Source organism: Colwellia sp. MB02u-6 (assembly GCF_014077095.1).
Taxonomy (GTDB): Bacteria; Pseudomonadota; Gammaproteobacteria; order Enterobacterales; family Alteromonadaceae; genus Cognaticolwellia.
In genome coordinates this window covers 31255-49518 of sequence record NZ_JACGVG010000037.1, presented here as the reverse complement: position 1 = coordinate 49518, position 18264 = coordinate 31255, and the positions used below count along the sequence as shown (strand labels likewise).

At 40.5% G+C, this 18264-nt stretch carries 17 protein-coding genes and 1 riboswitch; of the genes, 11 read left to right on the top strand and 6 right to left on the bottom strand.

The genetic code is table 11. The features are described from left to right. Positions 1-4 precede the first annotated feature (4 nt). From H4J46_RS14110 to mgtE, 6 genes are all read left to right on the top strand, one after another. Complete coding sequence (locus H4J46_RS14110) at positions 5-1510, top strand: RNA polymerase factor sigma-54 (protein WP_182234101.1); 1506 nt, start codon at positions 5-7, stop codon at positions 1508-1510. A gap of 36 nt (positions 1511-1546) precedes the next feature. Next, positions 1547-1834, top strand: coding sequence for a ribosome hibernation promoting factor (gene hpf, locus H4J46_RS14105; protein ID WP_146879615.1), 288 nt, complete (start codon positions 1547-1549; stop codon positions 1832-1834). 29 nt (positions 1835-1863) lie between these two features. Beyond that, on the top strand, positions 1864-2322 hold the full coding sequence (ptsN, locus tag H4J46_RS14100; RefSeq protein WP_182191487.1) for a PTS IIA-like nitrogen regulatory protein PtsN: 459 nt from the start codon (positions 1864-1866) through the stop codon (positions 2320-2322). 6 nt (positions 2323-2328) lie between these two features. Next, positions 2329-3183 carry an RNase adapter RapZ gene (gene rapZ, locus H4J46_RS14095; RefSeq protein WP_182191486.1) on the top strand — a complete coding sequence of 285 codons (855 nt, stop codon included), beginning with the start codon at positions 2329-2331 and terminating at the stop codon, positions 3181-3183. Between the two features lie 6 nt (positions 3184-3189). Further along, on the top strand, positions 3190-3468 hold the full coding sequence (locus tag H4J46_RS14090; RefSeq protein WP_182234100.1) for an HPr family phosphocarrier protein: 279 nt from the start codon (positions 3190-3192) through the stop codon (positions 3466-3468). 509 nt (positions 3469-3977) lie between these two features. Next, the gene (gene mgtE, locus H4J46_RS14085; protein WP_182234099.1) at positions 3978-5339 is read left to right on the top strand and encodes a magnesium transporter; all 1362 of its coding nucleotides are present in this window, start codon (positions 3978-3980) and stop codon (positions 5337-5339) included. 116 nt (positions 5340-5455) lie between these two features. On the opposite strand, the gene pmbA is transcribed toward mgtE, so the two are convergent. Next, positions 5456-6811 carry a metalloprotease PmbA gene (pmbA, locus tag H4J46_RS14080; RefSeq protein WP_182234098.1) on the bottom strand — a complete coding sequence of 452 codons (1356 nt, stop codon included), beginning with the start codon at positions 6809-6811 and terminating at the stop codon, positions 5456-5458. A gap of 105 nt (positions 6812-6916) precedes the next feature. Between pmbA and yjgA the strand changes: the two genes are divergently transcribed. After that, the gene (gene yjgA / locus H4J46_RS14075) at positions 6917-7438 is read left to right on the top strand and encodes a ribosome biogenesis factor YjgA (protein ID WP_182234097.1); all 522 of its coding nucleotides are present in this window, start codon (positions 6917-6919) and stop codon (positions 7436-7438) included. A 100-nt stretch (positions 7439-7538) separates the two neighbouring features. On the opposite strand, the gene H4J46_RS14070 is transcribed toward yjgA, so the two are convergent. The 4 genes from H4J46_RS14070 to dapA are packed head-to-tail and all read right to left on the bottom strand — an operon-like array spanning position 7539 to position 11740. Beyond that, complete coding sequence (locus H4J46_RS14070) at positions 7539-8687, bottom strand: succinylglutamate desuccinylase/aspartoacylase family protein (RefSeq protein WP_182234096.1); 1149 nt, start codon at positions 8685-8687, stop codon at positions 7539-7541. A gap of 39 nt (positions 8688-8726) precedes the next feature. Beyond that, positions 8727-9989, bottom strand: coding sequence for a PLP-dependent decarboxylase (locus tag H4J46_RS14065; protein WP_259365880.1), 1263 nt, complete (start codon positions 9987-9989; stop codon positions 8727-8729). Between the two features lie 9 nt (positions 9990-9998). Then, positions 9999-10748 (bottom strand): 2,3,4,5-tetrahydropyridine-2,6-dicarboxylate N-succinyltransferase, encoded by a 750-nt coding sequence (locus tag H4J46_RS14060; RefSeq protein WP_182234095.1) that lies wholly within the window; start codon positions 10746-10748, stop codon positions 9999-10001. Further along, positions 10745-11740, bottom strand: coding sequence for a 4-hydroxy-tetrahydrodipicolinate synthase (dapA, locus tag H4J46_RS14055; RefSeq protein WP_404851801.1), 996 nt, complete (start codon positions 11738-11740; stop codon positions 10745-10747). Before dapA ends, H4J46_RS14060 begins: the two co-directional genes overlap by 4 nt. Before the next feature lie 94 nt (positions 11741-11834). Next, positions 11835-12070: riboswitch (Lysine riboswitch) on the bottom strand. 468 nt (positions 12071-12538) lie between these two features. On the opposite strand from dapA, the gene H4J46_RS14050 reads away from it, so the two are divergent. The 3 genes from H4J46_RS14050 (at position 12539) to arcA (ending at position 16292) form a co-directional block, all read left to right on the top strand. Further along, positions 12539-13588 (top strand): methyltransferase, encoded by a 1050-nt coding sequence (locus H4J46_RS14050; protein WP_182234093.1) that lies wholly within the window; start codon positions 12539-12541, stop codon positions 13586-13588. Between the two features lie 79 nt (positions 13589-13667). Then, positions 13668-15284 carry a sensor histidine kinase gene (locus H4J46_RS14045; protein ID WP_182234092.1) on the top strand — a complete coding sequence of 539 codons (1617 nt, stop codon included), beginning with the start codon at positions 13668-13670 and terminating at the stop codon, positions 15282-15284. Positions 15285-15590: 306 nt separating this feature from the next. Then, positions 15591-16292, top strand: coding sequence for a two-component system response regulator ArcA (arcA, locus tag H4J46_RS14040; protein WP_182234091.1), 702 nt, complete (start codon positions 15591-15593; stop codon positions 16290-16292). A 56-nt stretch (positions 16293-16348) separates the two neighbouring features. On the opposite strand, the gene H4J46_RS14035 is transcribed toward arcA, so the two are convergent. After that, a complete protein-coding gene (locus H4J46_RS14035; protein ID WP_182234090.1) occupies positions 16349-16696 on the bottom strand; it encodes an Hpt domain-containing protein in 348 nt (115 codons plus the stop codon). 366 nt (positions 16697-17062) lie between these two features. On the opposite strand from H4J46_RS14035, the gene folE2 reads away from it, so the two are divergent. After that, positions 17063-17992 carry a GTP cyclohydrolase FolE2 gene (folE2, locus tag H4J46_RS14030; RefSeq protein ID WP_182234089.1) on the top strand — a complete coding sequence of 310 codons (930 nt, stop codon included), beginning with the start codon at positions 17063-17065 and terminating at the stop codon, positions 17990-17992. The last annotated feature ends 272 nt before the right edge of the window (positions 17993-18264 follow it).

Sequence of the window (18264 nt, the reverse complement as noted above, 5' to 3'; positions counted from 1 at the left end):
GTAAATGCGTCCTACTCTGCAACTCCGTATCGGACAACAGTTAACGATGACCCCGCAATTGCAGCAGGCGATCAAACTGTTGCAATTATCAACTTTGGATCTGCAACTAGAGATTCAAGAAGCACTTGAAAGTAACCCTTTGCTTGAGGTTGACGAAACACACGATAACAATTCAGAAAGTACCCCTGACCATTTAGAAGCAGGATATTCGGTAACTGCAGGCGAAAAATCTGCAGCATCCTCTGATGGTAGCGAAGACTCCACTCCCTCGATAGACGAAATTAGCTCCTCTGAAGGTTTAGCAAAAACAGACATCCCCGAAGAACTCAATAGTGATAGCACATGGGATGATAACTTCAGTGCCGGTGTCAGTAGTGGTGGTGTCGGCCATGCCTCAGAAGATTATACTTATCAAGGTGAAACGAAAGACTCATTACAAGACCATCTAATTTGGCAGATGGAACTAACGCCTTTTAGTGACACTGACAGAACCATTGCCATTGCCATTATTGAAGCCATAGATGAAGCCGGTTATTTAACCGTTTCAGCCGAAGAAATCTTAGAGAGTGTCGGTATTGATGGTGTCGAACTTGATGAGATTGAGGTAGTGTTAAAGCGTATTAACGTATTTGACCCCGTTGGTGTTGCCGCCCGTTCAATTCCAGAGTGCTTGCGTATTCAGCTCAATCAATTTGCTACAGATACCCCTTGGTTAGCAGAAAGCAAAATCGCTGTCAGCGAGTATATTGACTTGCTCGGTAATCGCGATTATCGTCAATTGATGCGTAAATTACGCTTGAAAGAAGAGCAATTACGCGAAGTTATTCGCCTAATACAAAGTTTAGATCCCCGTCCAGGTGATAGTGTCATCAAAAGTGAAGAACAATATGTTATCCCAGACGTGTCCGTTGAAAAGAAAAACGGCCGGTGGACAGTAGAGCTCAATCCTGACACTGCACCTAAACTATCGGTTAATCAGCAATACGCCGCTATGTCTCGTTCAATGAAGTCATCTACTGATAATCAATTTATTCGCTCTAACTTGCAAGAAGCTAAATGGTTTATTAAAAGCTTAGAAAGCCGTAACGAAACGCTTTTAAAGGTTTCAAATTGCATTGTGCAACGCCAACAAGGCTTTTTTGAACACGGACCTGAATCGATGCGTCCTATGGTATTGAACGATATTGCCGAAGCTGTAGATATGCATGAATCAACCATTTCTCGTGTTACAACACAAAAATATATGCACACGCCTAGAGGAATTTTTGAGCTTAAGTACTTTTTTTCTAGCCACGTAAGTACCGAAAACGGCGGTGAATGTTCATCAACTGCTATTCGAGAATTAATTAAAAAGCTAGTGGCTGCCGAAGTGCCTGCAAAACCACTCAGCGACAATAAAATGGCAGAAATTTTAGCAGAGCAAGGTATACAAGTGGCAAGGCGTACCATTGCTAAATATCGAGAGTCACTTTCTATACCGCCATCAAATCAACGTAAAAGCCTATTGTAGGCAATTTTATTTAGCCAATAAAGAGGATTGAAATATATGCAAATTAATCTTACTGGACACCATGTCGATGTTACCGATTCATTGCGTGATTATGTCAATGGCAAGTTTGAAAAACTAGAGCGTCATTTTGATCATATCAATAATGTACATGTGGTGTTAACGGTAGAAAAACAGAATCAGATTGCCGAATCAACAGTGCACTTAAGTGGCACCGAAGTTCATGCTAAGGCACAACATAGTGACATGTATGCATCGATTGATGCATTAATTGATAAGCTAGATCGCCAAATATTGAAATATAAAGGCAAAATCAACAAACATTAGCGTCATTTCGCTATAGGTCTTAGAAGTTTATGAAGTTGCAAGACATCTTAACCCCGGACTGCACTATTTGTGCAGCACCGGGTGCCAGTAAAAAACGTATATTAGAATATTTAAGTCGCTTGGCCGCCGATAAACTCGACAGCCATGATACTTTTCAGCTCTTAGAAAGTTTAGTTAAACGCGAAAGAATGGGCTCAACAGGCATAGGTAATGGCATTGCTATACCACATGGCCGCCTAGAAAATGCTACGCCTACGAAACCTATTGCTGTCGTTATTACCACAGAACAAGCGATTAATTTTGACGCTATTGATCATCGCCCTGTTGATATTTTTATCGCCTTATTCGTGCCTGAAGAAGAATGCCAGAGCCACTTGAGTACGCTGCAAAGTATCGCAAAAATCTTTCGTGACAAGCAATTTTGCAAGCAAGTGCGTAAATGCAAAAGTAATCAAGAACTGTTTCAGTTAATACAACAAGCGAGTTAAACACGGATGAAATTAATTATTGTAAGTGGCCGTTCAGGCTCAGGGAAAAGTGTTGCACTGCGTGTTTTAGAGGATTTAGGTTATTATTGTGTTGATAATATCCCTGTCAACTTGTTACCCGCACTAACCCATACGGTGATTAATGATTATGAAAATGTTGCCGTAAGTCTCGATGTTCGTAACCTGCCAGCCGATCCTAACGACGTACCCGAAATTATTGAATACCTGCCCAATGCAGTAGAATTGAGCATACTGTATTTAGATGCTGATGATAGTGACCTTATTCGCCGGTTCAGTGAAACGCGGCGTTTACATCCGTTAATCAAGCAAAATATTGCTCTAGACCAAGCGATTGCCTTGGAGAAAAAATTACTTGAGCCCATCGCCAGTCGGGCAGACCTATACATCAATACCAGTCAACTGACACCGCACCAACTCGCTGATTTAGTTAGAGAGCGAATTTTGGGTAAAACGTCTGGTTCAATGGTGGTTGTCTTTGAATCATTTGGTTTTAAACATGGTGTACCACAAGATGCAGATTATGTTTTTGATGCACGTTTCTTACCTAACCCATTTTGGGATAAAGAGCTAAAAGGCTACACAGGTTTAGACAAACCGGTACAAGACTTTCTTGCTAGCCAGCCTATTGTGACTAAATTTGTTTGGCAAATTAACAGTTTTATGATGACCTGGTTACCCCACTTAGAACGTAATAATCGCAGTTATATCACCATTGCCATTGGTTGCACGGGTGGCAAGCATCGTTCGGTCTATATTGCCGAATTACTGGCAAATAATATGCGTAAAGAGCGCAAAGATGTGCAATCTCGCCACCGTGACTTAACCGTTGAAGGCACATAAGCTAAGATGAGCAAGCCTAAGAGCCGTAATGTACTCATCATCAATAAACTTGGGCTACATGCCCGAGCGGCTTCTAAGCTTGCCCAATTAAGCCAAAAATTTACCGCTAAAGTCATCATTGAATTAGACGAAAACCGAGCAGACGCGAATAGTATTATGGGGCTAATGCTGCTGGCAGGCGCCCAAGGTAAAACCGTCAAGGTTATTGCCTCTGGCCAAGATGCTGAACAAGCCCTAGCAGAAATTTGCCAACTCTTTAGTAACAAATTTAATGAAGCTGAATAGTAACAGAGAGCTTCTTCGTGGCTAAGCACGTGCTTAAGTCAATAAAAAAGCTGCTAAAATGGCTAGATTACGGTAAACTCTACGCGGATAATTATTAACGAACCCTAGTGACTAAAATAATATACTAGCCAATTTAGCGCTACATTAAAGCCTTTAGAACAAGCGAAATAACTCAAGCATACCCGTTTTCAACTTTGTCTCCTGAGTCGCACTACCGTCCAGATCTATCGATGCTTATATTTATTTGCTATAACAAAACTTAATAGTTATCTCTCATAATAGGATCTGTTTAACTTTCTGGGTTAACATTGAACTCGCTTCAGTGGCTTTAGATAAACCCAAAGATAATAGAGTTAGTTTGCAATGGCTATGACGTGCTCATACGTCTATGTAGCCAGCGACACATCATGTGTTTGCTGAGCCTACATACTAAACAAACTGCACTAAAGTAAGTTCAACAATCCCTAATAATTTTCAGTTTTCGTTTTACAACGGCAAAAGGTGAATATATGCCGGAAGTTTCTAAACAAGAATACAATCATCAGCGCCTTCAGCAGGTTAATGATGCCCTCGATAGTGGTATGTTTGTCCATGTTCGCAAGTTATTGCAAGACATGCCTGCTTACGATCTTGCCTTATTATTAGAGTCATCACCAAGCAAAAGCCGTGTCGCACTTTGGCAGCTTATTGATGCCGATCATCACGGTGATGTGCTCGAAGAGCTAAACGAAGAAGTTCGAAAAGGCATTCTGAAAAATATTCATCCAGAGAAGCTAGCTGTTGTTGCAGAGGGAATGGATGTTGATGATTTAGCTGAAGTTTTCAGAACACTGCCTGACACAGTTTATCAGGAAGTGCTTAATGCAATGGATTGGCAAGATCGCCATCGTGTTGAAGCTGCACTTTCATTTGAGGAAGACACGGCCGGCGGTATCATGAATACCGATACCATCTCTATTCGTCCTGATGTTACGGTAGATGTGGTGCTACGTTATTTACGACTACGCGGTAAATTACCTGAAGCAACTGACTCTTTTTATGTGGTTGACAGAGCCGATCATTTCCTCGGTTCAGTGTCTTTATCTGCCATTGTTACTGCCAAAGCAGAAACCATTATCTCAGACCTAATCAATAAAGATATTCAAGCCATTACCGCTGATATGCATGAAAAAGATGTCGCGCAGCTATTTGAGCGCTACGATTGGTTTTCTGCCCCTGTTGTCGATCACGAAGCACGACTACTGGGTCGTATTACCATCGATGATGTTATTGATATTATTCGTGAGGAAGCCGAGCATTCTATGATGAGTATGGCCGGTCTAGATGATGAGGCTGACACCTTTGCTCCAGTCTTGAAAAGTACCCAACGCCGTTCTATTTGGTTAGGTGTGAACTTAATCACCGCTCTTATGGCTGTCGCAGTGTCGAGCATGTTTGAAGGTATTTTAAATCAACTGGCTATTTTGGCGGTGTTAAACTCTTTGGTGCCTAGCATGGGCGGCGTCGCCGGCAACCAAACTTTAACCTTAGTTATCCGCGCTATGGCCTTAGGCCATGTCGGTGAAAGTAACTCGCGAATTTTGCTCTATAAAGAATTGGCCATTGGGTTTTTTAATGGTCTAATTTGGGCGGTGTTAATCGCTTCGGTTGTGGCGATTTGGCAGCAAAACTTAATGCTAGGCGCCATCATTGCCTTTGCCATGTTAATGAATATGACCGCGGCTGGCATTGCCGGTGTTACCGTGCCCTTAATGTTGAAAAAAATGAATATAGATCCTGCATTAGCTGGTAGTGTTATTTTGACAACGGTTACTGATGTCGTGGGTATATTTGCATTTTTAGGCACAGCGACCCTGTTACTTGGTAAGTAAGGACTTGGGCAGTAATCACTAGTTATTTAACTCTGTTAATCACTAAGCGATATTGACAAAAAAGCGAGCTACTTAAGCTCGCTTTTTAGATTTTATTCGAAGCAGATTAATAACGCTTAGCTGCCCGCTACTTGCATCTGGTTAACAATAATAGAGCCGGTGCGAATACTGCCTCGCATATCGGTATCCTCACCAATAGCAACAATACCAGCAAAAATATCCTGTAATTTACCCGCAATGGTAATTTCATCAACTGGATAAGCTATTTCACCATTTTCCACCCAAAAACCTGCTGCACCACGAGAATAGTCACCCGTCACTACATTCACGCCTTGCCCCATCAACTCGGTTACTAACAAACCTGTGCCTAAATTTTTTAGCATCGCATCAAAATCACCGCCTTGGCCTGCGTCTTTCATGCCGAGTTGCCAATTATGAATACCACCAGCATGACCGGTTGTTTTCATACCTAACTTACGCGCTGAATAGCTAGTTAACAGGTAAGTGGCTAAACAGCCATCCGTAATAATCTCACGATCTAGGGTAGCGACACCTTCGGCATCAAAAGCACTACTTGCCAAGGCCTTTTTCAAATGAGGGCGCTCACTGATGCTTAAAAATTCAGGAAAAACTTTTTGGCCAATGGCGTCCATCAAAAACGAAGATTCTCGGTACAAATTACCACCACTAATCGCGGCAATAAAATGGCCAAATAGGCTATTGGCAACATCAGCTCGAAACATCACAGGTACTTTAGCGGTCGCTAACTTACGAGCACCTAAGCGCGATAATGTTTCTTTAGCCGCTTGTTGCCCTATGTTGGCTGCACTTTCCATCGCGTCAAATTCACGACTCACAGTATAAGCATAGTCCCGCTGCATGTCGTCACCTTCTTTGGCAATCATCACACAACTTAAATTATGGCGAGTACTCGGATAGCCCACCAGCTGCCCCTGACTATTGCCGTAAACTTTAAAACCTTCAAAGCTCTCTAATGTGGCGCCATCTGAATTAGTAATACGTTTATCATAGCCAAGCGCGGTGTCTTCACAGGCTTTTGCTAAACTAATCGCTTGCTCTGTGGTTAACGCTTTCGGGTGATATAAATCTAAATCTTCAGGCGTCATCGACAATAAATCTTTATCTGCCATACCTGAGCATTCATCAACAGAGGTATATTTAGCAATATTTACCGCGGCTTCTATTGCTTGTTTTAAAGCTTTTTCAGATAAATCAGCTGTAGAAGCGCTACCTTTACGACCGTCTTTGTAAACGGTTATGCCAAGCCCACCATCACTGGTGAATTCAACATTTTCAACCTCGCCTAAACGGGTACTCACGCTCAGACCTTGTTGGCGACTCATCGCAACTTCAGCACCATCGGCTCCGAGTGATTTGGCCATTGTCATGGCGTCATTAACACGTTTTTTCACATGTTCTATTTGCATTTGAATACTATCTGAATCGCTCATAGGTAAATTATTTCTCACATTTTATCGATACATGCAACAGGAATGTTTTTGCTGATACTGCTTTGTTGTATACTATAGGTAATTATCACTTGATTGCTTAACATTATGCCCCACTCTGCCAACGATATCGATGAATTAGAAGAAGAATTACTGAGTAAATCAGAAATAAAACGAGAAATGCATCGACTGCAAGACTTTGGCCTAATCATAGTCAAAATGTCGAAGCACCAACGCAGCAAGCTACCACTGACCGATGAACTGAAAGCCGCTATGCTGCTAGCAGATAAAATAACCAATAAGCATGAAGCTTTGCGTCGCCATGTCCGTCATGTCGCGAAAATGCTGTCTGAAATGGATCTTGAGCCGATTAAACAGGCAATGGATGTTATGGCCAATAAACATCAACAAGAGTCGGTCAAATTTGAAAAGCTCGAAAAAATGCGTGACGACTTGATAGCAGACGGTAATGACACCATTGAAGCCTTGTTAGCTGAAGCCGACAGCATGGAAAGGCAAAAGCTGAGACAATTAGTTCGTCAGGCAAAAAAAGAGCACAGTGCTGAAAAAATCGGCAAACATTACCGTGACTTGTTTACTTACTTAAAAGAACACGTAGTTTTTAAGTAAGGCTTAAATCGCTATTAAAAAATAATAGCCGGGTAACGACACAAAAAAAGCGCCTTAATTTAAGGCTACATCAAGGCGCTTTTTTTGTTGAAATGCACGACTATAAAATATTAAACCTACTAAATACTTTATAGAGTTCAGTACCTTGATTGACACTCGCCGAAGCAAAATGCAAAATCGGTATGACACTATGATCTAACGTTATATAGTGCAATGGGTCACCATCACCATAATTATCCATACGTAGAATACGCGCTAAGGGCTCTCCTGCCGCTAAAGGCTGACCAAATTGAGCCAAGTAATCAACCATCCCGCCCATGGGTGAATATAGTGCCTTATAATCGGCTAACATACAGCTATAACGCATCATGGTTTTCGGCTGGTAATCTTGGCTATTGATCACCCCTTGATACTGTAGATAACTTAAAATACCTAAAGCATCTTCACGGGCAACCTCTAAATCAATCTGCTCTTGTGAGCCCAACTCAACGGTAAAACTCTCTTTGATAATAACACTTTGGTCTTGATTAGCCTCAGTTTTAGTTATAGGAAAGTCACGACCAAGGGCAGCAAAGGTCCGCTGTAACTGCCACCAAGGACAAAAAGTGGCTTCATCTAAGGCACCATCAAAGTCGTTAGGAATCAATAAAGTATGTGGAATATCAAAGTATTTTGCACTGGCTATGGCATATTCAGGGCAATACAAGTGTTTACTGGAAATCGGCCCAGTGTGCAGATCTAAAACAATATCAGCTTGATGTGCTAGGCGTTGCAGTTGAAAGGCAATACGTTGCCCTGTCGTCAGGCCATAAATATTATGATTTAACTTTTCAGTTATTTGCTGCAGCAGTAATACTTTAAACGCTCGCTCAATTTCAGCGCTAGTCGCGGTTAAATGCGCTTGTACAAACGGCGCAATAATATCAGCATCGAAATGAAACATCCGGTTCCAATTAACGCCGGTAATGGGATCAAATCGTCCTAAGGTATATTCCCCATTTTTATGATTACAAGCGACAGGGTTGGCATAAGGCACGAGCGTAATGCTACCATTTAATTCAAGGGTTTTTAATTGCTCTAACAACTGAAAAATAACCGCATTGCCCTGCACTTCTGCGCCATGCATATTAGCCTGTATATAAACATCAGGCCCCTGCTGTTTACCCTTAATACGATACACCGGCACGGTAAGCGCAGCACCACTGGCCATTTCACCCACATGCATCACTTCTTTACTGATTAAATTCATAAATAATCTCTTACCAATCGAACGACTTTATTGACTAGGTTAACGTAAATACCAAGCGGCAGGCTCTGCTGCACGTACTTGCTCAACTTTGCCTTGCTGTAAAACATATTCAGCCGCAATTTGATGACAAAGAAAAAACGGCATACTTTCAGTAAAGCCATAAGCGCCTGCTAAACCTAAAATTAATTGATCACCCACATCAACGTCACTGGCTATTGCCAAGGTACCCAATTTATCTAAACTGGTACAAAGCGGGCCATGTAGATCAAAATAACAAGGGCTTGCTGCTGACTCTCTCAGCATGGCGACAGGAAAAGGCTGTTCAGTAATTGCCGGGCGAATTAAATGATTAATGCCACCGGCAAGTACTAATTGTTGCTGCTGAAAGTTTTTTTTACGGTCAACAACCGAAGTCACGTAATAACCCATGTCAGCAACGGCAAAACGACCTAGCTCTAGCCAGAGTTCGCTAACACCTGCCTGTGCTTTTATTTTGGCTAAGTCAGCAACAATTTTTTTCCAGCTTAGGCCTTGCCCTGTTTGCAGGTAATCGACACCTAGGCCACCGCCCAAATCTAAGACTTCTAACCTCATGCCCAATTGTTCTGCGAGCGATAACAATGGCGTGACCATTTGTGACCAAAGCTCATACATTCGAGCATTGCAGAGCATATTTCCCCATTGGAAAATATGCAAGCCATTAATATTTAACGCCGGAAAGTGACTAACTTTTATGGTTTGCCACTCTTGGCAAGATAAACCAAAAGGCGTCACTTCATTACCTCCTAAAGGATTTTTTTCACCTTCTTGCCACTGTAATTGTACTCTTAATAATACTTGTGGTTGGCAAGCCAATTCTATTGCTGCTTCATTAAGCCATTGCAACTGGTTCAAACTCTCCACGACAAAAGTGCGCACACCTTGGCTTAAAAAGGCTTTCATTTGTCGCTTTGATTTGGCCGGACCGGTATTGAGAATGCAATCGGCTTGAACATTTTGTGCTAATACTTGCGTTAATTCGCCTTGACTCGCCACATCAAAATTAAAACCTTGCTGCGCTAAGGTGCTTATTACACGCGACAAGGGATTAGCCTTAACAGCAAACCAGAGTTTAATCACCTCTTGTTGCATTAACACCGACAAGTGTTGCTCAAGGTAGTCTAAATCATAAAGAAAAAAACCGTCTTCATCTTGCTCAGCTTCCACACTGTTTTTAAGTGTTTCACTGTGCTGTGCTAGCGCTGCAAGTACAGCAGGTCTAAGCCAGTTTGGCCTAGTTGTCGAATTTAACATGGCAGTCATTTTTTGATCCTAACGCAGTACAGATTCAAGTGCTAAAGCGGCATTACTTTTTTCATCTCGATATTTAACAATTAATGCGCAAGCCATGTTAAGTCCTTGCTGCTGAGCCCAATCACCCGCAACCGGTCGTGTACCCGGCACCACAACCGCATTTTCAGGAATGTCAGAACCTTTTTCCAATATCACATTATTAACACAGTCATAAACAGCTACCGAGGCCGACAAAGATACGCCTGGGGCTAACACCGCTCCTTTTTTCACGACAATGCCTTCGACAATAATCACGCCAGCACTTAAAAAGGCGTTATCTTCAATAATCACCGGACTAGCACCAATCGGCTCAAGCACACCACCAATTTGTACCGCGGCAGAAACGTGAACATTTTTGCCTATTTGTGCGCATGAGCCAATCAAAGCATGGCTGTCAATCATAGTCCCGCTATCAACAAAAGCGCCAACATTAATATAGGCCGGTGGCATAATAATTACACCTGGCGCCACATAGGCACCACAACGAACCGATGAACCACCCGGCACCATTCTTACCTTATCAGCAACGGTGAACTCGCGTGCAGGTAAGTTATCCTTATCCACAAAGCCACGATAAATACCATCGAACTCAGTGTTTTCTCCGGCTTTAAATACCGCTAAAATGGCTTGTTTAACAGCGGTATTGACTTGCCAAGTGCCATCGCTATTTTGTTCTGCTGCACGAACTTTACCGGTTTCTAAGTCTGTTAATGTTTGTTGCCAAGTCATGATTTTATTGCTCGTAAGTTAATTAAATCTAAAGGGTGAGGGGTTTGTGCACTTAAAAGGTAATCAGTAGTGTGATGCTGAGCTAGAGGCTTGCTGCTGTTACTCACTAACCATTGCTGAATTTGTTGATGAATGTCGAGTAAACCGTGTTGCGCTGAAAGTTCTGCTTGGCATAAGGGTAGACGAAGTTTTGCCGAGCCAATAATATTCAGCTCAGCCATTAACACTTTTACCGGGATCGGACTAGACACTTGAAATAATGCCGATATCGCTTTATGCCAAAGCGGAAAAAGTCCTTCATGTTGATGAGCTAAGGCCATAGCAACATATTGCCTAGTAGCTTCTGGCCAAACGTTAGCGCAAACGGACACCAAACCTTTAACATTGGCACTCGCAAGGTATGGCATCATGGCGTCTTCACCACTATACAAGTCAATGTTAGGGCAATGCTCTCTATAGGCCAGCAGTTTATTAAGATCGCCACTGGCTTCTTTCAGTGCCCAACAGTTTTTATGGTCTTGTAATTGTTGTAAGGCCGAAAAGGAAATTTCAACACTGCTACGTGAAGGCACGTTATAAAGCATACAAGGGACGTTTGCGGCATCGAGTAAACGTTTAAACCAAGCGGCTTGCCCTACGGGCCCCGGCTTGGCATAAATAGGGCTAGTAAGTAAGTAAGCCTTTACCGGCAATTTATTGCATTTAGCTATCCAGGCCAGTTGCTCATTAAGATTGTAGCCGCCAACAGCAACCATTATCGGCACTTGTAACGTCATCGCACAAACGTATTGCACTATACTTAAATGCTCTTGCGCGGTTAACGCTAAACCCTCGCCCGTGCTGCCCAGTAATAAAATGCCATTGTGGGCCGCATTTTGTTGTAACACTAGGTTACGTAAACTAACATAGTCAATGCCGCTATCATCAAATAATGGCGTGATCAATGCGGTCCAAACCAAAGGTCGGTCTGTTATCAGGTGATTTTCTATCAGTTTTTTTTGATTCATTTCTCTCGAACTCTTGTCGTTCGGAGAACTTTTAGGCGCTTGTACAGACAAAATTTCTAGGATGAAATTGGCCTTTACAAAGGCCAGAAGCTCTCCACCTAATTAGGTGACAGTTGCAAGGATTCAACCTAGTAGCCATCGAACGTATCCAATGACTATAAAACTTAATGGTTATATATTAACAACTAAGCCTTAACAACCGGCAATTGCCTTATCAAGCAAACAATTACCTCGGCGTTAAACCCCCTCATTATTGTTCACTAGAGTTTGATCTCTTCACAATAACTACCTGGTTAACGCTCCTCTTCTGGCCCTTTATTGGCGATGATTAATTTTTTACGATTAATTACACTGGAATAAGGGACAACAATATTAAAACATTTAAATATAAGCGCAGTCAATAGACGGCTAGACGTATGCCGATTTTTATATTTAATAGATTGATTTTACTGGTTTTATTTATTTTTATAATAAGTAAACACGATCTTGTCCCCAATAACTAGAGTGCCCATCACTAAAATAAGCTTCGCCCGATAAGTTGAACTGGGTCAAAATAGCTTACTCCCTGTGGACTAAAGATGGCGAGATAATTAAATTCGCGTAAACTACGCAGCACTATGACATATTCACTACGGCTGTATTAATGAATACTCGCTAAGTTTGCCCTGTCATTATTATAATTTTTTTTTAAAGTAACGCCGGTATTTTCAGATAACTCGACCCATAAATATCGTCAATAAATCGCCCCTATAAATAATAGTTAGCTTAATTACAGGTATCTTCATGGCAATAAGTAACATTAACCAATTATTAAACCGCAATATTGAAGCACTAGCCGCAACGAGACCTCTATTGGTTAATATCGCAGATGACGGTTTTATTAGCCATTACTTAAGTCAGCATAGCGCTGCTCATATTGATAGTTACCACACTAATTATGCTGAATATATAACTTGTCAGCAATTGAAAAATACCCGTGTACAGGCACATTTTGGCGTCGAGTATATCGCCAAAACTAAACATGATATGGCGATCATTCATTTTCCAAAAAGTAAGGCTGAATTTAGTTTTACCTTAGCTATGCTCGCTAACTCAATGACAGACGATGCGGCCATAGTCATTGTTGGTGAAAATAAAGCGGGGGTAAAGTCAGCCAAAAAACTTGGTATTGATTACCTAGAATATTGCCAAAATGTTGACGCTGCAAGACATTGCTTAATGTACATTGGCAAATTAAAACTCTCACTGCCTCGCTTTGATCTACAAAAGTTTTATAAATACTACCCAATACAGGTACAAGATAAAGTACTAAAAATTGCCACTTTGCCAGGCGTATTTAGCCAAAATGCACTAGATATGGGTACAGAGGTTTTATTAGCACACTTACCTGATTTTATTTCAGGTAAAGTATTAGACTTTGGCTGTGGTGCAGGGGTTATTGCCGCTTATATCGGCACAGTTTACCCAAAAACAACATTGACCTTGGTTGATGTGAGTGCGTTAGCCTTACACTCAGCGCAAAAAACCCTGTCTTTAAACCAGTTAACCGGGCAATATATTGCCTCAGATAGCTTATCTAATGTTCAAGAACGCTATGATTTTGTCATTTCCAACCCACCATTTCATCAGGGCGTAAAAACGCACTACGGCGCTACCGAACAATTTTTAGCCGAGATAAAGCAAAATTCAGCCAGCAAAGCCTGCATCACCATAGTCGCTAATAGTTTTTTGAAATACTTACCGATCATGGAAAAGGCTATTGGTAAAACAAAAACTTTAGCGATTAAAAAAGGATTTGCGGTTTATCAGTGTTATCTTAATGGGAAAAAGTAATTAAGCATGTGTGATTGTTCAAAGCCATAAGATTTTTGACAAGCACTTTATAGCAACAATTAATTGAGTTTAGTACTGTATGTCAACAATCAAACCTGATTGGTCTCTTCGTCGTATCTGCTTAAGCACCGTCATTAGTGCCATCACATTATTATCACTATTGAGTCTCTCAATCATTACCCAACAATTTAACAACAGTTATCATGACAGTGCAGCCACTGAAATAAAACACTGGGCCAATGTTTTAGCTGATGAAAGTCTACCCTATTTAGTTAACTCAGAACGATTAGCACTAAAAGATAATTTTTCATTACCCCAGCACATTCCTAATTTAAATTACTTACACCTTTATAAATTTAATAGCGACACTGAAAAATTGACCTCTTTTTATAGTTACAAACGTAATGAACAGCGGGCTAGCATTGCGAAAACAGCGCTTGAAGTTAAAAATTTATTGACACCAAGATTCAAAGAAAAACACCTTGATTACATGCAACCTATTAAAGTTAAAGAAAAAATCATCGGTTATATTTATTTGCAGAGTAGCAGCGAGTACCTCACACAGCTGACTGATAAATTATTAATCATCAGCATTATCATTGTTTTTATAGTATTTATTATCGCCATTTTTATTGCGCTCAAGCTTGAACACTATATCAGTGCGCCATTCTCTTCTTTAACTAACACCGTACAAATTGCCGCTCGACAAAAAAAATTTCAACAGCAGTGTGAAAGTATGCCATATCGTGAAGCTGACATTTTAGCTCTTAATATTAATATGTTATTTGCTCGAATAGATAAACACATCACACAATTAGATACCCAGGGGCGACAGAGTCTTGAGCACTCACAAGCATTAGAAAATAAAATTAACAAACGTACCGACGCCCTTAAAGAATCTAACCAAGAGTTACTCTCTACGTTAGAGAAACTCCATCAATTTCAAAGCCAATTGGTTGAAAGCGAAAAAATGGCCTCTCTAGGAGATATGGTTGCCGGCGTTGCACATGAAGTCAACACACCGATAGGTTTAGGGGTAACGGCCTCAACACTATTAGCGGATAGGCTAGATGAAATTAAATATGCTTTTGATAATAAAACCCTAAGATCGAGCCAATTAAAGAAGTTTTTGCATGACAGTTGCGAAAATGTCGCCATTATCTATCGTAATCTAAATCGTGCCGCCGACCTGATATCAAGCTTCAAAAAAGTCGCCGTAGACCAAACAAGTGAAGATCTACGTACTTTCGACGTTAAGCAACTTTTGAACGAAGTTTTACTCAGCCTCAAACCACAACTCAATATTTTACCCTATATTATTGATATTGATTGCCCTAATGATCTAACCATTAGTAGTAAACCAGGACCAATTAATCAAATTCTTATTAATTTGATCATGAACTCCATCATTCACGGTTTTGAAGGTAAAGATAAGGGCCTCATTTCAATCACAGTTATGCCACTGAGCAACCAACTCAACATCCTCTATAAAGATGATGGCATTGGCGTTGCTGAATCAATAAAGCATAAGGTCTTTGAACCATTTACTACCACAAAGCGAGGTGAAGGCGGTAGTGGTTTAGGTTTGCATTTAGTTTATAATTTAGTGACTCAAGCACTTGGTGGCTCAATAGTACTAAGCAGCGAATTAGATCATGGCGTTAACATAGAAATTAACTTTCCTATAAATAAGTAGCCAATTAACTCGCTATTGGTTAAATTTCAATATAGTTTATAGTTATATTGATGACAATCTAGGGCGTTAAGTGAACATTCATTCACTAGCACTTAGCATAATTTGGCGCCTCCATTATTTTAAAAGTGATAAAAAGCAGTAATTAGCCTGCTATTGATTGTTTTTTAACGATAGCTTCTATACCATGTGCCGATTATTTATTAGCCATCGAATAGTCTATAATTATATGGTCAGGAATAAACACTAATTAGTAGAAATAAAATTAAAATTTGAAAAAATCAAACCTTAGAGAATTGGACAATGAACATGCAAAAACCTCATATATTAATCGTAGAAGACGAAGACGTCACCCGCTTTAATTTAAGAAATTTATTTGAAGCTGAAGGCTATCAGGTCTCCGAAGCAATAGATGGTGATAGCATGGAAAGCGCACTAACCAACAACGTAATAAATTTAATTATTATGGATATTAATTTACCAGGTAAAAATGGACTATTGCTTGCGCGAGAATTAACTCGCCAGAGCGACTTAGGCTTAATTTTTCTGACCGGTCGCGACAGTGATATTGACAAAATTCTTGGGCTAGAAATTGGCGCTGACGATTATCTAACTAAACCTTTTAATCCACGTGAACTTACTATTCGTGCGCGCAACATACTCAGCCGTATGTTATCTAGCAATGTGGAAAAAAACGATGCACTTATTAGCTTTAATCAGTGGTCTCTTGATGGTAATGCTCGAAAAATGACCACACCTGATAATCGAGAAATATCTATTCCTCGTGGTGAATACCGCGCGCTACGTCTACTTATCGCTAATGCAGGGCAAATTGTTACCCGTCAACAATTGATAAAAGAAATGACCGGTCGAGACTTACGTATTAATGACCGAACAGTTGATGTGACCATTCGTCGCTTACGTAAGCATTTTGAATCAGTAGAAAGTTCACCAGAGTTGATCAACACTATTCATGGTGAAGGTTATCGATTTATTGGCCAACTAGATTAATAACGCTATTAGCAGGGTAAAAACTGATTCACCTACTAATATAGTGACTTGTCCGGTTATTGCTCAGTAAACCACTGTTGAAAAGCACTAATGGCTTGTTGGTTTAACAAGCTCAGTGCTTGCAAGTGCTGGGCCTTTATTTCACTGTCTTCAGCCGATTTTTCTATCAAGATAAGTTTCTGGTGCACTTTAGTTAAACCTGCGCTAGCCGCTGCCCCTTTCATTTTATGGCATTGCTCCTGCCATGCCTTTTGATCAACCGTAACAACGGCATGATTAATCGCCGTTAAATATAACGCAGACTGCTGAATATATAAATCTAACATTTGTGCAATCACAGCTAGGTCTAATGCTTCTAAATAGCCATTAATCAAGATCAAATCTATGTGCCGAGTTGTTGCCATGAAGTCTCCTTATGTGACGCCAGCTTCTCACTACGTCGAATTAAAATTTTAATGTTATTTATATAATATCAAACAACATTTCAACTTGAAGTTGTGACTTATACACCCCCTGTTTATAACAGATATTAAATACAACTACCATATACTAGAACAATATCAACATAGCTATGACAAACATTGCTTTTAGGGGGTATTTCGTTCAAAATAGCCGCCTTTTTCCGGACCAATGCATTAGATTCCACTTTGTTAACTACTTGTGGAGACTGTCACCATTTTTACGACAGTAATGCTAATTATAATTTTACTAGCTACTGAAGTTACCATAGATAACCCTTTACCTAGTGCACAGCGAACAGCGGAGTCAAAATGCCAACATTAATGCCTGATATAGCAAATCACACCACAGCACAAACTGAGGGGACTTTGGATTGGGTCGGCATGAGTAATATAGAAATGCCTATCATGATTGCCTCAAAAGGCCAATCAGAACGTATGGTATCAGCCTACGTAGATGCGTTTGTTAACCTTAAAGAGCCACAAGCGAAAGGCATACATATGTCGCGTTTATATCTGCTCCTTGATGAATTATCAAACTCAAATGTTTTAAACCATCAAAGTTTAGTGACCTTATTAGACGGCTTTATTAGTAGCCACCAAGAGCTAAGCGATAATGCCCAAGTTAAGTTTAGCTTTGACTATCATCTGCGCCGCAAATCACTGATTAGTGGTAAACAAGGCTGGAAAGCTTATCCCGTTACTATTACTGGGCGATTAAATAAAGGTAAGTTGGATATCGAGCTTTCTCTTGACGTGCGTTACTCTTCAACTTGCCCTTGTTCTGCAGCCTTGGCTCGTCAGCTTATTCAGCAAGCCTTTAAAGAAAAATTCATTGGTCAAGCTGATGTGGATTTAACCGACGTACACGAATGGCTTGGTACTACCGAAGGTATTATGGCAACGCCACATAGTCAACGCTCTGTTGCTGAAATTAAAGTTAAACTTAATCGATCAACCACTGAATTTCCCATTACAGATCTTGTCGACTTAATTGAAAATTCACTGAAGACACCCGTTCAAGCGGCAGTAAAGCGTGAAGACGAACAAGAATTTGCCCGCTTAAATGGTCAGAACTTGATGTTTTGTGAAGATGCGGCTCGTCGTTTACAACACACCATGAATGCCTCTGAGCAATTTGATGATTTTTGGCTGCGTATTAATCATTTAGAATCGTTACATGCCCATGACGCAGTGAGTGTGACGACTAAAGGTATTGTCGATGGTTATAAAGCTTATTAAAGATTAACCCAACAAGTTAAGCTTAAAATCAATCATCCCTAGTTATTTTTAAAATGGCTAGGGATTTTTGTTTCTACCGCTATAAAACCAACAAAAATTTTCTAATTAAACACAAGAACTGGCTATAGCCGAATTAAAATATAAGTATAAATAACGCTGCAGTGTTTTTTTAACCAGTAGAAATGGTCAGAAAATTAGTAAACTTGCTATTAATTCTCAATACCCAAATATTTATCAACCCCACCTACTAACCAGTGTTTATACTCACGGCT

What these genes read in the sequence shown, in the direction of transcription:
- rapZ (WP_182191486.1), top strand. Translation starts at nt 2,329, where the DNA reads ATGAAATTAATTATTGTAAGTGGCCGTTCAGGCTCAGGGAAAAGTGTT.
- H4J46_RS14110 (WP_182234101.1), top strand. Translation starts at nt 5, where the DNA reads ATGCGTCCTACTCTGCAACTCCGTATCGGACAACAGTTAACGATGACC.
- H4J46_RS14090 (WP_182234100.1), top strand. Translation starts at nt 3,190, where the DNA reads ATGAGCAAGCCTAAGAGCCGTAATGTACTCATCATCAATAAACTTGGG.
- H4J46_RS14070 (WP_182234096.1), bottom strand. Translation starts at nt 8,687, where the DNA reads ATGAATTTAATCAGTAAAGAAGTGATGCATGTGGGTGAAATGGCCAGT.
- arcA (WP_182234091.1), top strand. Translation starts at nt 15,591, where the DNA reads ATGCAAAAACCTCATATATTAATCGTAGAAGACGAAGACGTCACCCGC.
- ptsN (WP_182191487.1), top strand. Translation starts at nt 1,864, where the DNA reads ATGAAGTTGCAAGACATCTTAACCCCGGACTGCACTATTTGTGCAGCA.
- H4J46_RS14045 (WP_182234092.1), top strand. Translation starts at nt 13,668, where the DNA reads ATGTCAACAATCAAACCTGATTGGTCTCTTCGTCGTATCTGCTTAAGC.
- H4J46_RS14060 (WP_182234095.1), bottom strand. Translation starts at nt 10,748, where the DNA reads ATGACTTGGCAACAAACATTAACAGACTTAGAAACCGGTAAAGTTCGT.
- H4J46_RS14035 (WP_182234090.1), bottom strand. Translation starts at nt 16,696, where the DNA reads ATGGCAACAACTCGGCACATAGATTTGATCTTGATTAATGGCTATTTA.
- H4J46_RS14050 (WP_182234093.1), top strand. Translation starts at nt 12,539, where the DNA reads ATGGCAATAAGTAACATTAACCAATTATTAAACCGCAATATTGAAGCA.
- folE2 (WP_182234089.1), top strand. Translation starts at nt 17,063, where the DNA reads ATGCCAACATTAATGCCTGATATAGCAAATCACACCACAGCACAAACT.
- yjgA (WP_182234097.1), top strand. Translation starts at nt 6,917, where the DNA reads ATGCCCCACTCTGCCAACGATATCGATGAATTAGAAGAAGAATTACTG.
- mgtE (WP_182234099.1), top strand. Translation starts at nt 3,978, where the DNA reads ATGCCGGAAGTTTCTAAACAAGAATACAATCATCAGCGCCTTCAGCAG.
- H4J46_RS14065 (WP_259365880.1), bottom strand. Translation starts at nt 9,989, where the DNA reads ATGACTGCCATGTTAAATTCGACAACTAGGCCAAACTGGCTTAGACCT.
- pmbA (WP_182234098.1), bottom strand. Translation starts at nt 6,811, where the DNA reads ATGAGCGATTCAGATAGTATTCAAATGCAAATAGAACATGTGAAAAAA.
- hpf (WP_146879615.1), top strand. Translation starts at nt 1,547, where the DNA reads ATGCAAATTAATCTTACTGGACACCATGTCGATGTTACCGATTCATTG.